The 14,544-nt window shown below is 73.9% G+C and carries 10 protein-coding genes; 3 read left to right on the plus strand and 7 right to left on the minus strand.

Annotated elements, in window-relative coordinates; translation table 11 throughout:
- Nucleotides 1-4 precede the first annotated feature (4 nt).
- Both ACFYWQ_RS12645 and ACFYWQ_RS12650 read right to left on the minus strand, forming a co-directional pair.
- Nucleotides 5-2,413, minus strand: a complete 2,409-nt coding sequence (locus tag ACFYWQ_RS12645; protein WP_389515556.1) for a bifunctional salicylyl-CoA 5-hydroxylase/oxidoreductase — start codon at nt 2,411-2,413, stop codon at nt 5-7.
- Complete coding sequence (locus ACFYWQ_RS12650) at nt 2,410-3,237, minus strand: enoyl-CoA hydratase family protein (RefSeq protein ID WP_389515558.1); 828 nt, start codon at nt 3,235-3,237, stop codon at nt 2,410-2,412. The genes ACFYWQ_RS12645 and ACFYWQ_RS12650 overlap by 4 nt, the downstream gene beginning before the upstream one ends.
- Nucleotides 3,238-3,560: 323 nt before the next feature.
- On the opposite strand from ACFYWQ_RS12650, the gene ACFYWQ_RS12655 reads away from it, so the two are divergent.
- Nucleotides 3,561-4,019 carry an ATP-binding protein gene (locus ACFYWQ_RS12655; RefSeq protein WP_389515560.1) on the plus strand — a complete coding sequence of 153 codons (459 nt, stop codon included), beginning with the start codon at nt 3,561-3,563 and terminating at the stop codon, nt 4,017-4,019.
- Here the strand turns inward: ACFYWQ_RS12655 and ACFYWQ_RS12660 are convergent.
- The 3 genes from ACFYWQ_RS12660 to ACFYWQ_RS12670 all read right to left on the minus strand — a co-directional run bounded on the left by ACFYWQ_RS12660 (nt 3,973) and on the right by ACFYWQ_RS12670 (nt 7,915).
- A complete protein-coding gene (locus ACFYWQ_RS12660; RefSeq protein ID WP_389515561.1) occupies nt 3,973-5,406 on the minus strand; it encodes an amino acid permease in 1,434 nt (477 codons plus the stop codon). The genes ACFYWQ_RS12655 and ACFYWQ_RS12660 overlap by 47 nt on opposite strands.
- A 168-nt stretch (nt 5,407-5,574) precedes the next feature.
- A complete protein-coding gene (argF, locus tag ACFYWQ_RS12665) occupies nt 5,575-6,582 on the minus strand; it encodes an ornithine carbamoyltransferase (RefSeq protein WP_389515563.1) in 1,008 nt (335 codons plus the stop codon).
- Between the two features lie 109 nt (nt 6,583-6,691).
- Nucleotides 6,692-7,915, minus strand: a complete 1,224-nt coding sequence (locus ACFYWQ_RS12670) for an arginine deiminase (protein ID WP_389515565.1) — start codon at nt 7,913-7,915, stop codon at nt 6,692-6,694.
- Nucleotides 7,916-8,085: 170 nt separating this feature from the next.
- Here ACFYWQ_RS12670 and ACFYWQ_RS12675 point away from each other — a divergent pair, with 170 nt between their 5' ends.
- Together ACFYWQ_RS12675 and ACFYWQ_RS12680 are read left to right on the plus strand one after the other, a co-directional pair.
- Nucleotides 8,086-9,288 carry an SPFH domain-containing protein gene (locus ACFYWQ_RS12675; protein WP_389515566.1) on the plus strand — a complete coding sequence of 401 codons (1,203 nt, stop codon included), beginning with the start codon at nt 8,086-8,088 and terminating at the stop codon, nt 9,286-9,288.
- Nucleotides 9,285-10,187, plus strand: coding sequence for a hypothetical protein (locus tag ACFYWQ_RS12680; protein WP_389515568.1), 903 nt, complete (start codon nt 9,285-9,287; stop codon nt 10,185-10,187). The genes ACFYWQ_RS12675 and ACFYWQ_RS12680 overlap by 4 nt, the downstream gene beginning before the upstream one ends.
- Before the next feature lie 135 nt (nt 10,188-10,322).
- Here the strand turns inward: ACFYWQ_RS12680 and ACFYWQ_RS12685 are convergent, their stop codons facing one another.
- Both ACFYWQ_RS12685 and ACFYWQ_RS12690 read right to left on the minus strand, forming a co-directional pair.
- Nucleotides 10,323-12,878: a polynucleotide kinase-phosphatase gene (locus tag ACFYWQ_RS12685; RefSeq protein ID WP_389515570.1), complete on the minus strand. Its 2,556-nt coding sequence runs from the start codon at nt 12,876-12,878 to the stop codon at nt 10,323-10,325.
- Nucleotides 12,875-14,449 carry a 3' terminal RNA ribose 2'-O-methyltransferase Hen1 gene (locus tag ACFYWQ_RS12690; RefSeq protein WP_389515573.1) on the minus strand — a complete coding sequence of 525 codons (1,575 nt, stop codon included), beginning with the start codon at nt 14,447-14,449 and terminating at the stop codon, nt 12,875-12,877. The genes ACFYWQ_RS12685 and ACFYWQ_RS12690 overlap by 4 nt, the downstream gene beginning before the upstream one ends.
- Between the last annotated feature and the right edge of the window lie 95 nt (nt 14,450-14,544).

Consider the following 14,544-nt stretch of genomic DNA (forward strand, 5'->3'; position numbering starts at 1 on the left):
CGGGTCAGCTCCCCGGCGACGGACGGGGTCCGGGCGCGTCCGCGCGGCCGGTGCGCGGAGGGCGGCTGCCCGCCCGGTACGGTGCCGGCCAGACGACGCCGGGGCCGTCGTAGCCCTGTTCGGCGGCGGCGTGCAGGGTCCAGTGCGGGTCGTACAGGTGCGGGCGGCCCAGGGCGCACAGGTCCGCCCGTCCGGCCAGCACCAGCGAGTTGACGTCGTCCCAGGAGGAGATCGCGCCGACCGCGATCACCGGGACGCCGACCGCGTTGCGGATCCGGTCCGCGAACGGCGTCTGGTACGACCGCCCGAACTCCGGTGCCTCCTCGGCGACGACCTGCCCGGTGGAGACGTCGATGGCGTCGGCGCCGTGCGCGGCGAAGGCGCGGGCGATCCCGACGGCGTCCTCGGCCGTCGTGCCGCCCTCGGCCCAGTCGGTGGCGGAGATCCGCACCGTCATGGGCCGCTCCTCGGGCCACTCGGCCCGGACGGCGTCGAACACCTCCAGCGGGAAGCGCAGCCGCCGCGCGAGCGAGCCGCCGTAGGCGTCGTCACGGCGGTTGGCCAGCGGCGAGAGGAAGCCGGACAGCAGGTAGCCGTGCGCGCAGTGCAGTTCGAGCAGGTCGAAGCCGGCCCGCGCGGCCCGCCGGGCGGCGGCCGCGAACTGCTCGCGCAGATCCGTCAGTTCCGCTCGGCCGAGCTCCCGGGGCGGCCGGCCGCCCGGCTTGTACGGCAGCGGGGAGGCGGCCACGAGCGGCCAGTTGCCGTCGGGCAGCGGTTCGTCCATGCCCTCCCACATCGGCCGGGTGGAGCCCTTGCGCCCGCAGTGGCCGAGCTGGACGCCGATCGCGGTGCCCGGCGCCCGCGTGTGCACGAACTCGGTGATCCGCCGCCACGCCTCGGCCTGCCGGCCGGTGTACAGGCCGGTGCAGCCGGGTGTGATGCGCCCCTCGGGGGACACGCACACCATCTCGGTCATCACCAGACCGGCCCCGCCGAGGGCCCGGGAGCCCAGGTGGACGAGGTGGAAGTCGCCGGGCAGGCCGTCCGTCGCCGAGTACATGTCCATCGGGGAGACGACGACGCGGTTGCGCAGGGTCAGGCCGCGCAGCCGGAAGGGCGTGAACATCGGGGGCGTGCCGGGCGCGCAGCCGGCCTCCCGCTCCACCGCGCCGGTGAAGCGGGGGTCGCGCAGCCGCAGGTTGCCGTAGGTGACGCGGCGGCTGCGGGTGAGCAGGTTGAAGGCGAACCGGCGGGGCGGCTGGTCCACGTACAGGGCGAGGTCCTCGAACCACTCCAGGCTGGCCCGGGCGGCACGCTGGGTGGAGGCGACGACGGGCCGGCGCTCCTCCTCGTAGGCGGCCAGCGCCCGCTCCAGGGACGGCTGTCCGTCCAGGCAGGCGGCCAGGGCGAGGGCGTCCTCGACGGCGAGCTTGGTGCCGGAGCCGATGGAGAAGTGGGCGGTGTGGGCGGCGTCGCCCAGCAGGACGAGGTTGCCGTGCGACCAGCGCTCGTTGACCACCGTGCGGAAGGTGGTCCACGCGGACCGGTGGGACCTCAGCGGCCGGCCGCCGAGCGCGTCCGCGAAGATCCCGGCGCAGCGCTCGGCGGACTCCCGCTCGCCCAGTTCCGCGAAGCCGGCCGCGCGCCAGACCTCCTCGCGCATCTCGACGATCACCGTCGAGGCGTCGGCCGCGTACGGGTAGCCGTGCAGTTGCATCACGCCGTGCTCGGTCTCGGCCGTCTCGAAGCGGAAGGCGTCGAAGGCGACGTCGGCGGCGAGCCAGAGGTAGCGGCACCGGTGGCCGACCCCGTGGGGCCGGAACACCTGGGCGTACGCCTCGCGGGTGGTGCTGTGCACCCCGTCGGCGGCGACGACGAGGTCGTACGCGTCCACGAGCCGCGCCGGGTGCGGCGCCTCGGCGCGGAAGCGCAGGTCGACGCCGAGGGAACGGCAGCGGTCGTGCAGGATCCGCAGCAGCCGCTGCCTGCCGAGGGCGGCGAAGCCGTGGCCGCCGGAGGTGTGGCGGACGCCCCGGTGCACGATGTCGACGGCGTCCCAGTGGACGATGTGCTCGCGCAGGGCCTCGTGGACCACCGGGTCGGCGTGTTCGATGCCGCCGAGGGTGTCGTCGGAGAGGACGACGCCGAAACCGAAGGTGTCGTCGGGGGCGTTGCGTTCCCAGAGGGTGACCGCGCGGCCGGGGTCCCGGCGTTTCAGCAGGGCGGCGGCGTAGAGGCCGGCGGGGCCGCCGCCGATGACCGCGACGCGTCGGGGGCCGTTCGTCTCGTCGCGCGGGCGCGGGCCGGTGGGGGCTGGTGGCGCCCCGTGGCGGAGCCGCGTGTCGAGGCGGCCCCGCGCCCCCGGGCCCGGCGTCCTCGCGTCGGCCGGCTGGTGCCGTCGGTCGGGCCTCACCGCCCCTGCCACTTCGGCGCCCTCTTCTCCGTGAACGCCGCGTGGAACTCCGCGTAGTCCTCCCCGTTCATCAGCAGGGCCTGGGTGGCCGCGTCCAGTTCCACCGCCGCCGCCAGCGGCATGTCCAGTTCGGCCGTCAGCAGGGCCTTCGTCTGCGCGTACGCGAGGGCCGGGCCGGCGGCCAGGCGGCGGGCCAGGCGTTGTGCGGCCGCGTCCGCGCCGCCGTCCTCGGCCAGTTCGCTGATCAGGCCGATCCGCTCGGCCTCGGGGGCGCGCACCGGTTCGCCGAGCATGAGCAGCCGGGTGGCGTGGCCGAGGCCCACCACCCGGGGCAGCAGGTAGGCGGCGCCCATGTCGCCGCCGGAGAGGCCGACGCGGGTGAAGAGGAACGCGAAGCGGGCGGTGGGGTCCGCGACCCGGAAGTCCGCGGCCAGGGCGAGGACGGCGCCGGCGCCCGCGGCCGCGCCGTGGACGGCCGCGATCACCGGGAACGGGCACTCCCGGACGGCCCGCACGACCTGCCCGGTCATCCGGTTGAAGTCCAGGAGCTGGGCGGTGTCCAGGGCGAGGGTGGCGCCGATGATCTCCTCGACGTCGCCGCCGGAGCAGAAGCCGCGTCCCTCGCCGGCCAGCACCAGGGCGCGCACGGAACGCTCGCGGGAGAGTTCGGCGAGCAGGTCGCGCAGGTCGGCGTAGGCGCCGAAGGTGAGCGCGTTGAGTCTCTCGGGGCGGGCGAGGGTGACGGTGGCCACGCCGTCGGCGTGGTCGACGCGGAGGTGGTGCCAGTCGGGGGTGCGGGCGGCGGAGCCGGTGAAGGGACTCATGAGGGCGGCCTCCTCGACGAGCGGTCACCTTCGAAATTATCACTCGTACGTGACTGTCGTCAGGAGTGCGCGATAGAGGCGGCGGGTATGCCCCCCGGGGAGTCGCCGTCTGACCTGTTCGCGTCACAGCCGTCACCGGTCCTCGACAACCCGGCAACAGCGGGATCGGGGGCGCGAGCGGGGCCGTTGAGCAGGGTAGGCCGACCGGTGACGCGGTCGGCGGTCCCGGACGGCGACCGCTCCGCGCCTCGGCGGGAGGCCCGCCGTACCATTCCCCGAGCCGAAAGCAGGACCGCCTGATGTCGAGCACAGGAACCTGCGCCATGAACGGACCCGCCGTGCACGAACACCCCGCCCCGCCCGCCTCCTGGCGCATCGCGCTGCCGCACTCCGCCGCGGCCGTGCCGGTGGCCCGCGCCCTGGTCCGTACGGCCCTGGCCGGGCTGGAGCACGGGGCGGACAGCGACACGGCGGAGCTGCTCACCGCCGAGCTGGTGGCGAACGCCGTGGAGCACACCGCCGGGGACGACCCGATAGAGCTGGTGGTGCAGCTGCTGCCGGCCGGCTGCCAGGTCGAGGTGCACGACGCCGACCCGGTTCCGCCCGGCGATCTGACCCGCCCCCGCGGCGGGGAGCCCGACCCCTGGCAGGAGCACGGGCGCGGTCTGCTGCTGATCCGCGCCCTGAGCTCGTCCTGCGGCCACCGCCCCACCGCTGGGGGCAAGGCGGTGTGGTTCAGGCTGGCTGCGGTTCCGCCACAGCGGCGTCCGCGTCCCGCGTGACCTGCGGCAGCCGGGAGTGGCGGCGCCCGTAGAGGGCGTACAGCACGAGACCCGCCGCGAGGAACAGGGCGAACTGCACCCAGGTCGCCCAGCCCGTCTCGTACATCAGGTACAGGCAGCAGCCGACGCCGAGCAGGGGCAGCAGCGGGAACAGCGGTACGCGGAAGGTGCGGGCCAGGTGGGGGTCCCGGCGGCGCAGGGCGATGACCGCGATGTTGACGACGGCCATGATGGCCAGGGTGCCGATGGTGCACAGGTTCATCACCGCGTCCAGGGAGGCGAAGGCCGCCGGGAGCGCGAAGACGACCGCGACGATCAGCGTGCCGGCGACCGGCGTGGCGGTGCGGGGCGAGACCCTCTCGAAGACGCGCGGCACGAGTCCGTCCCGGGCCATGGCCAGCAGGATGCGGGTCTGGCCGTACATCACCGCGAGGACCACCGACGCGATGGCGACGACCGCGCCGAAGGCGATGATCCCGCCGCCGACGGAGGATCCGGTGACCTTGTCGACCACGTGCGACAGGGCGGCGGGGCGGCCGCCGACCTCGTCGCCGCCGACGGCGCCGATCGCGGCGAGCGCGACCGCGCAGTACAGCAGGGTGACCACGCCCATGCAGACGAGGATCGCCACGGGCACGTCCCGGCGGGGGTTCCTGGCCTCCTCGCCGGCCGTGGTGATCGCGTCGAAGCCGATGTAGGAGAAGAAGGCCGCGGTGGTGCCGGCGCCGATGCCGCCGAGGCCGGCCGGGGTGAACGGGGTGAGGTTGCCGTCCCGGAAGGCGCTGAGGCCGATCGCGCAGAAGACGACGAGGATCGCGATCTTGAGGACCGCCATGGCGGCGGTGGCCCGGGCGCTCTCGCGCACTCCGCGCACCAGCAGGACGGCGGCCATGGCGATGACGAGGACGGCGGGCAGGTTCACCGCTCCCCCGTCGCCGGGGCCGGCGGACAGGGCGGCGGGCAGCTGGTGGCCGGTGAGACTGTCGAGCAGCTCGTTGACGTACTGGCTCCAGCCGACGGCGACGGCGGACACGGAGACGCCGTACTCCAGGAGCAGGCACCAGCCGACGAGGAAGGCAGTGCCCTCGCCGAGGCTCGCGTAGGCGAAGGAGTACGAGGAGCCGGAGACCGGGATGGCGCCGGCCAGCTCGGCGAACGCGAACGCGGTGAAGACGCAGGTGATCGCGGCCAGGACGAAGGAGACGACGACGGCCGGGCCCGCCTGGGCGACCGAGTCGGACAGGCCGACGAAGATGCCGGTGCCGACGATCGCGCCGACGCCGAAGCAGACCAGCTGGAAGAGGCCCATCGTTCGGCGCAGGCCGTGGCCCTCACGGTCGGCGCCGGACGCGGCCACCAGGAGGGCGGGGGACTTGATGCGGGGCATGCGGGTGGTGCTCGTTTCTGGTGGTGCGGGGGTGTGACCGGATCCGGTCGCTCGGCGGCCTCGGAAGGGGTGGCTCCGGGCCGCCGGACAGCATAAGGCCCGGTGACGGGCGTCGTGCGGGGGTGCGAGGTGGGGTGCGGGTGCGGGTGCGGGTGCGGCGGGGTGCGGTCAGGCCAGGGTCGCCACGAGGACGGCCTTGATGGTGTGCAGCCGGTTCTCCGCCTCGTCGAAGACGACCGAGTGGGCCGACTCGAAGACCTCGTCCGTCACCTCCAGGGAGTCCAGGCCGTGGCTCTCGTGGATCTCGCGGCCGACCTTGGTGCCCAGGTCGTGGAAGGCCGGCAGACAGTGCAGGAACTTCACGTCCGGGTTGCCGGTGGCGCGCAGCACGTCCATCGTCACCGCGTACGGGGCGAGGGCGGCGATCCGCTCGTCCCAGACCTCCTTGGGCTCGCCCATCGACACCCACACGTCGGTGGCCACGAAGTCGGCGCCGCGCACGCCCTCCTCCAGTGACTCGGTGAGGGTGACGCGGGCGCCCGTGGCCGCGGCGAGCTCATGGGCCCGGTCGACGATCTCCTGGGCGGGCCAGTAGCTCTTGGGGGCGACGATCCGCACGTCCATGCCGAGCAGGGCGCCGGTGATCAGGTAGGAGTTGCCCATGTTGAAGCGGGCGTCGCCGAGGTAGGCGAAGGCCGTGTCGGACAGCGGCTTGGCGCAGTGCTCGGTCATCGTCAGCACGTCGGCGAGCATCTGCGTGGGGTGCCAGTCGTCGGTGAGGCCGTTGAAGACGGGCACGCCCGCGTGGGCGGCCAGCTCCTCGACCTTGTGCTGGCTGTCGCCGCGGTACTCGATGCCGTCGAACATCCGGCCGAGGACCCGCGCGGTGTCCTTCACCGACTCCTTGTGGCCGATCTGGGAGCCCACGGGGTCGAGGTAGGTGGTGGAGGCGCCCTGGTCGGCGGCGGCCACCTCGAACGCGCAGCGGGTGCGGGTGGAGGTCTTCTCGAAGACGAGGGCGATGTTCTTGCCGCGCAGGTGCTGGACCTCGGTCCCGGCCTTCTTCGCGGCCTTCAGTTCGGCGGCCAGCTCGATCAGGCCGCGGAACTCCTCCTGGTTGAAGTCCAGCTCCTTGAGGAAGTGGCGGCCGGCGAGGGCGGTCGGGACTGTCGCCATGGGGCGCTCCAGAGGTGCGGTGCATGAGGTGCAGTGACAGGGACCCTTGGAAGTCTATACGACGCTCAGCATTTATATACAGAGCCCCATACCGCCCCCGCCCGAACACCTATACGGCCACCCGCTCGACCGGACAGCTCATGCAGCGCGGTCCTCCCCTCCCCCGCCCCAGTTCGCTGCCCGGGATCTCGATCACCTCGATGCCCTGTTTGCGCAGGTGGGTGTTGGTGGTGGCGTTGCGTTCGTAGGCGACGACGACGCCCGGTTCGACGGCCAGGACGTTGCAGCCGTCGTCCCACTGCTCGCGCTCGGCGGCGTGCACGTCCTGGGTCGCGGTCAGCACCCGGATCTCGCTGAGGCCGAGCGCGGCGGCGATCGCGCGGTGCATGTGCTCCGGCGGATGGTCGGTGACCTTCAGCTCCTTCTCGCCGACGCCCGGCTCGATGGTGTACGAGCGGAGCATGCCGAGGCCCGCGTACTGGGTGAAGGTGTCCCCGTCGACCATCGTCATCAGGGTGTCCAGGTGCATGAACGCGCGCCGCTTCGGCATGTCCAGGGCCACGATGGTCTCGGCCGAGCCCGCGGCGAACAGCTTGTGGGCGAGCATCTCGACGGCCTGGGGGGTCGTGCGCTCGCTCATGCCGATCAGGACGGCGCCGTCGCCGATGACGAGCACGTCCCCGCCCTCGATGGTGGAGGGGTAGTCGGCCTGCCCCTCGGACCAGAGGTGGAACGTCTCGTCACGGAAGAGGGGGTGGTGGCGGTAGATCGCCTCGAAGTGGACCGTCTCGCGCTGCCGGGCGGGCCAGCGCATCGCGTTGATGGAGACGCCGTCGTAGATCCAGGCGGAGGTGTCGCGGGTGAAGAGGTGGTTGGGCAGCGGACCGAGGAGGAAGTCGTCGAGTTCCATGACGTGGAAGCGGACCGAGGTCGGTTCGGGGTGCGCCTCCAGGAACTCCCGCTTGGTGATGCCGCCGACGAGGAGTTCCGCGAGGGCGGGCGCGGGGAGGTTCTCGAAGGCGGCGCGGAGGTGGTCGGTGGCGAGCACCCCGTACTCCTTCTCGTCGAAGACCCGGTCCAGGACGAGCTCTCGGGCCGCCGGGATCTCCAGGGCCTCGGTGAGCAGATCGCCGAAGAGGTGGACGACGACGCCGCGGTCGCGCAGCACGTCCGCGAAGCCGTCGTGCTCGGCGCGCGCCCGGCGCACCCAGAGCACGTCGTCGAAGAGCAGGGCGTCCTTGTTGCTGGGGGTGAGCCTTTTGAGCTCGAGATCGGGCCGGTGCAGGATGACGCGGCGCAGCCGCCCGGCCTCGGAGTCGACATGGAATCCCATGACCTCATCCTGGCCGTCGCGGACCGCCTTCACCCCCTGTCGGCCCCGATTCCCCGCGGATCCGCTCACTCCCGCCACTTTTCGTCCCCTTGACGACAAGCAGCCCCTCCCGTTATCGTCGCACTGACGAAATATGGTGCGATCCACGACGTCCAGGGGGGACCTCTTTCATGGCCGACATCACCCGGCGCCTGGGCTGGCGCCACCTGCGGGGCGCCCCGACGGCCCACATCCGGCACCACCGCTCCGGCAAGCTCGCGCACGACGGGCCGGGCCTCAGCTTCTGGTACCGCTCGCTGACCGCCGCGCTCTCCGAAGTGCCGGTCGACGACCGGGAACTGGCGATGACCTTCCACGCCCGCACCGCGGACTTCCAGGACGTGGCCGTGCAGGCGACGGTGACCTACCGCATCAGCGACCCCGCCGTCGCCGCCGCCCGCCTCGACTTCTCCATCGACCCGGACACCGGCGGCTGGCGCGGCGCGCCCCTGGAGCAGCTCGGCACCCTGCTGACGGAGACGGCCCAGCAGCACGCGCTGGACGTCCTCGCCCGTACGCCGCTGTCGGCGGCGCTGGTGGACGGGGTGGCGTCGGTGCGGGAACGCGTCGCGGCGGGTCTGGCGGCCGAGCCCCGGCTGCCGGCCACGGGCATCGAGGTGGTCGCCGTGCGGGTCGTCGCGCTGCGGCCGGAGCCCGAGGTGGAGCGGGCGCTGCGCACCCCGGCCCGCGAGCAGATCCAGCAGGAGGCCGACCGGGCGACGTACGAGCGGCGGGCGGTGGCCGTCGAGCGGGAGCGGACCATCGCCGAGAACGAGCTCGCCAGCAGGATCGAACTCGCCCGGCGCGAGGAGCAGTTGGTCGAGCAGCGCGGCACCAACACCCGGCGGGAGGCGGAGGAGAGCGCGGCCGCGGACAAGGTCCGGGCGGACGCGGAGGCGTCCCGTACCGTGCGGCTGGCGGAGGCGGAGGCCGCGCGCTCGGTGAAACTCGCCGAGGCGGAGGCGGCGCGGGCCGTGAAACTCGCGGAGGCGGAGGCCTCCCGGGCCGTGAAGCTGGCCGAGGCCGAGGCCGACAAGCAGGTGCGGCTGGGCGACGCCGAGGCCCGGCGCACGGAGCGGCTGGCCGAGTCGGAGGCGGCCCGCGCTGTACGGCTCGCCCGCGCGGAGGCGGAGGCCGCGCGCGAGGTGGGCGAGGCGCGGGCGCAGGCCCAGGCGGCGTGGCTGCGGGTGCACGCCGACGTCGACGTGGCGACGCTGCACGCCCTCACCGGGACCCGGCTCGCGGAGAACCTGCCGCGCATCGACAGCGTGACCGTCTCGCCGGACGTGCTGACCGGGCTGCTGGCCAGGCTCGGGGCCGGGGGCCGGGAGTGAGCCTGGCCCCGCGGGCCGTGCTCGTCCACCGCACCACGGAGTACGAGGAACTGGTGGCCCGGCACGGCACGCACGGCCAGGCCGCCTTCTTCCTCGCCTCGCGCGGCCGGGACATCGAGGAGGTGGCCGAACGGCACCGCGGCACCCGGCGGGCGCTGGCCGAGGTGACCGCCGCCATCCCGCTGACATGGCGTCAGACCCGGGTGGAGCGGGCCGACCTGGACCGCTTCCTGTTCGCGCCCGAGGACGTGGTGGTCGTGGTCGGCCAGGACGGGCTGGTGGCGAACGCCGCCAAGTACCTGACCGGGCAGCCGGTGGTGGGCATCGACACCGACCCCGGGCGCAACCCCGGCGTGCTGGTCCGCCACCGGGCGCGGGACGCCGTCGCGCTCCTGCCGTCCGCGCTCGCGGCGGCCGGCCCGCGGGTGGACGAGCTGACCATGGTCGAGGCCGTCGCCGACGACACGCAGCGGCTGGTGGCCCTGAACGAGATCTACCTCGGCGCGGCCGGACACCAGACCGCCCGATACCGCCTGGGCCTCGAGGACGACGGGGGTGTCGTCGAGGCCCAGGCCTCCTCCGGAGTGCTGGTGGGGACCGGCACGGGGGCGACCGGGTGGCTCCGGTCGGTGTGGCGGGAGCGGGGCGGCGGGCTGCGCCTGCCCGCGCCCACGGACGAACGCCTGCTGTGGTTCGTCCGCGAGGCCTGGCCGTCCCCGGCCACCGGAACGTCCCTGGTGGCCGGGGAACTCGCCCCGTCGGCCCGCCTCCGCCTCACCGTCGAGTCCGAACGCCTGATCGCCTTCGGGGACGGCGTGGAGACCGACGCCCTGGAACTGACCTGGGGCCAGACGGTCCGGGTGGGCGTGTGCGAGCGGCGCCTGCGGCTGGTGGGCTGAGGATACGGCTGGTGGGCTGAGGATACGGCTGGTGGGCTGAGGACCGACGCCCCGGGCGGCACCGGCCGCGTCGGCCTTGTCGACCGCGTCGGCCTCGGCGACACCGGCGGGGCGGCGGGCCCGGGGACCGGTGGGTCACAGTCTTGGGTCGACCGGTTCCGATTCCAGGGCCAGGACGCCGAACACCGCCTCGTGGACGCGCCACAGGGGCTCGCCCTCGGCCAGGCGGTCCAGGGCCTCCAGGCCGAGGGCGTACTCGCGGATCGCGAGGGAGCGCTTGTGGTTCAGGAAGCGCTGCCGCAGGCGGGCGAGGTTGTCGGGGCGGGTGTACTCGGGGCCGTAGACGATGCGGAGGTACTCGCGGCCCCGGCACTTGATGCCCGGCTGGAGCAGGCGGCCCTGGTCGCCGCGGACCACGGCGCCGAGCGGCTTGACGACCATGCCCTCGCCGCCGCGGCCCGTCATCTCCAGCCACCAGTCGACGCCGGCCCGCACCGACTCGGGGTCCGCGGTGTCGACGTACAGGCGCCGCGTCGTCCGGAGGAGCCCGGTGCCGTCGTGTTCCACCATCCGGTCCAAGAGCGCGAGTTGCTCGTCGTGGGGCAGGCCGGCAAGGCTGCGGCCCTGGACGGCGAGGATCTGGAACGGTGCCAGGCGGACGCCGTCGAGGCCGTCCGTGGTCCAGCAGTAGCGCCGGTAGGCCTCGGTGAACGCGGCCGCGTCGGCGGCCCGTTCGCGCTGGCGGGCCAGGAGGCCGGCGACGTCCACCCCGCGGGCGACGGCGCCCTCCAGTGCGGCGAGGGCGCCCGGGAAGACGGCTCCCGAGGCGGCGCCCACGGCCGCGTACTGCGAGCGCAGCAGCCCGGCCGCCTTCAGCGACCACGGCATCAACTCGGCGTCCAGCAGCAGCCAGTCGGTGTCGAGCCCGTCCCACAGTCCGGCCTCGCCGACCGCCGTGCGGACACGGTCGAGGATCAGCTCCGACACCGACGCGTCATCGAAGAACGGGCGGCCGGTGCGCGTGTACAGCGAGCCGGTCGGCCCGTCGACGCCGAACCGCCTGCGGGCCGCCTCCGCGTCCCGGCACACCAGCGCCACCGCCCGCGAGCCCATGTGCTTCTCCTCGCACACGACCCGCGCGACCCCGTCCTCGGCGTACTGTGCGAACGCCTCCGCCGGGTGCTCCAGGTACCCGTCCACCCGGCTGGTGGCCGTCGGCGCCATGGTCGGCGGGAGGTAGGGCAGCAGACGCGGGTCGACGGCGAAGCGGCTCATGACCTCCAGGGCCGCCGCCGCGTTCTCCTCGCGGATCGAGATCCGGCCCTGGTGCCGGGTCTCGACGACCCGCCGCCCGTGCACGTCCGACAGCGCCAGCGGGCGTCCGTCGTGCCCGCCGGGCGCCTCCGATCGCAGCGGCCTGGCCGGCTCGTACCAGACCCGCTCGGCCGGTACGTCGACCAGTTCCCGCTCCGGCCAGCGCAGCGCGGTCAGCTTGCCGCCGAAGACGGCGCCGGTGTCCAGGCAGATGGTGTTGTTCAGCCAGGTCGCCTCCGGAACGGGGGTGTGGCCGTAGACCACGGCCGCCCGGCCCCGGTAGTCCTCCGCCCACGGGTAGCGCACCGGCAGGCCGAACTCGTCGGTCTCGCCGGTGGTGTCGCCGTACAGGGCGTGCGAGCGGACGCGGCCGGAGGTGCGGCCGTGGTACTTCTCCGGCAGGCCGGCGTGGCAGACGACGAGCCGGCCGCCGTCGAGGACGTAGTGGCTGACCAGTCCGTCGATGAACTCCCGCACCTCGGCGCGGAACTCCTCGCTCTCCCCCGCCATCTGCTCGATGGTCTCGGCCAGGCCGTGGGTGGGCTGCACCGCGCGGCCGCGCAGGTGGCGGCCGTACTTGTTCTCGTGGTTGCCGGGGACGCAGAGGGCGTTGCCCGACGCGACCATCGCCATCACGCGGCGCAGCACGCCGGGGCTGTCGGGGCCGCGGTCGACGAGGTCGCCGACGAAGACGGCCTGCCGGCCGTCCGGGTGCACGCCGTCGGCGTACCCCAGCTTGCCGAGCAGCGCCTCCAGTTCGGCGGCGCAGCCGTGGATGTCGCCGATGATGTCGAAGGGGCCGGTGAGGTGGGTCAGGTCGTTGAAGCGCTTCTCGGTGACGACGGTGGCGTGCTCGATCTCCTCCACGCCCCGCAGCACGTGCACCTTGCGGAAGCCCTCGCGCTCCAGGCTCCGCAGGGATCTGCGGAGTTCGCGGGTGTGGCGCTGGACGACCCGGCGCGGCATGTCGGCGCGGTCGGCGCGGGCCGCGTTGCGCTCGGCGCACACCTGCTCCGGCACGTCCAGCACGATCGCTATGGGCAGCACGTCGTACCGCTTGGCCAGGTCGATCAGCTGGCGGCGGGCGTCCTGCTGCACGCTGGTGGCGTCGACGACGGTGCGCCGGCCGGCCGCGAGCCGCTTGCCCGCGATGTAGTGCAGGACGTCGAAGGCGTCCCGGGTGGCGCTCTGGTCGTTCTCGTCGTCGGAGACCAGACCGCGGCAGAAGTCGGAGGAGATGACCTCGGTGGGCCGGAAGTGCCGGCGGGCGAAGGTGGACTTGCCCGAGCCGGAGGCGCCGATCAGCACGACGAGGGAGAGGTCGGTGACGGGCAGGACGCGGCCCTGCCGCGGGGTGGTGGCCGGGGTCTCGGTCATGCCGCCTCCGCCTCCTTCTTCTCGTTCGGGGTGCCGGTCTGCGCGGGTGTGCCCTTGTGGGCCGGTGTGTCGTCCGGGGCCTGCGTGTGCTTCGGGTCCTGCGTGTGCTTCGGGCCCGGCGTGTCGTTCGGGGTGCTCAGGGTGAACACGGCCATCTGGGTCGGCGGTCCCACCTCGGGGTCGTCCGGTCCGACGGGCGCGAGGCGCACGTCGTAGCCGTGCCGCGCGGCGACGGTCTCCGCCCAGGTCCGGAACTCCTCGCGGGTCCACTCGAAGCGGTGGTCGCCGTGCCGGACGTGGCCGGCCGGGAGGGTCTCCCAGCGGACGTTGTACTCGACGTTCGGGGTGGTCACCAGGACCGTGCGCGGACGGGCCGCTCCGAACACCGCGTACTCCAGGGCGGGCAGCCTGGGCAGGTCGACGTGCTCGATCACCTCACTGAGCACGGCGGCGTCGTATCCCTTGAGCCCGTCGTCGGTGTAGGCGAGGGAGCCCTGGCGGAGGGTGACGCGGGAGGCCTGGCGCTCGCCCATGCGGTCCAGCCTCAGCCGGCGGGAGGCGATGGCGAGCGCGCGCATCGACACGTCGAGGCCGACGATCTCCGTGAACCGGGCGTCCTTCAGCAGCGCCTGCACCAACTGGCCCTGGCCGCAGCCGAGGTCGAGCACCCGGGCGGCTCCGGCCTCCTGGAGCGCCGCGACGATCGCGTCCCGGCGCCGCACCGCGAGCGGGGTCGGCCGTTCCTCCGTCTCCGCCTCCGCCGCGACCGCGTTGTCGATCTCCTCGACCTCGGTGTCGTCGGCCTCGGCGAGCCGCACCAGCTCCAGCCGCTCCCTCGCCTGCCGGGTCAGCGACCAGCGGCGCGACAGATAGCGGCTGGTGATCAGGTTCTGCTCGGGGTGGCCGGGCAGCCAGCCCTCACCGGCGCGCAGCAGCTTGTCGACCTCGTCGGGGGCGACCCAGTAGTGCTTGGCGTCGTCGAGCACGGGCAGCAGCACGTACAGGTGGCGCAGGGCCGCGGCGAGCGTCAGCGCCTCGGACTCCAGCACGAGACGGACGTACCGCGAGTCGCCCCACTCCGGGAACCGCGTGTCCAGCGCGACCGGTTCGGCGGTCACCGTCCAGCCGAGCGGCTCGAAGAGACGCCGTACGAGGCCGGGGCCGCCGCGGGCGGGCAGCGCGGGCACCTCGACGCGCAGGGGGAGCGCCCGGTCGGGCAGTTCGGGCCGGGCGGCGCAGACTCCGCGCATCGCGCTGGAGAACACGCCGCTGAGCGCGACCGCGAGCAGCGAGGAGGCCGCGTACGGGCGGTCGTTGACGTACTGCGCGAGGGCGGCGTCGGGTGCGCCGCCGCGGCCCTTTCCCTTGCCGCGCCGGACCAGCGCCACGGGATCCACCTCCAGCAGCAGCGCCGCCGTGCAGCGCTCGGTGTCCGCCTCGGGGTAGAGGACGTGCGCCGTGCCGTAGGAGGTGGAGAACGCCTGCGCCCGGTCGGGATGCTTGTGCAGCAGGAAGCCCAGGTCGGTGGCGGGGCGTTCGGGGGTGCCGGTGGTGGTGACGGTCAGGAACACGGTGGGCTGCCTCGAAAGGGCTCGGAAGGGGCCGGACGGAAGGTTCGAAGGGGGCGGAGGAAGGGGTCGGGGGACGCGAATGCGCTGGTGGTGTG

It is taken from the genome of Streptomyces sp. NPDC003247 (assembly GCF_042888135.1).
GTDB lineage: Bacteria > Actinomycetota > Actinomycetes > Streptomycetales > Streptomycetaceae > Streptomyces.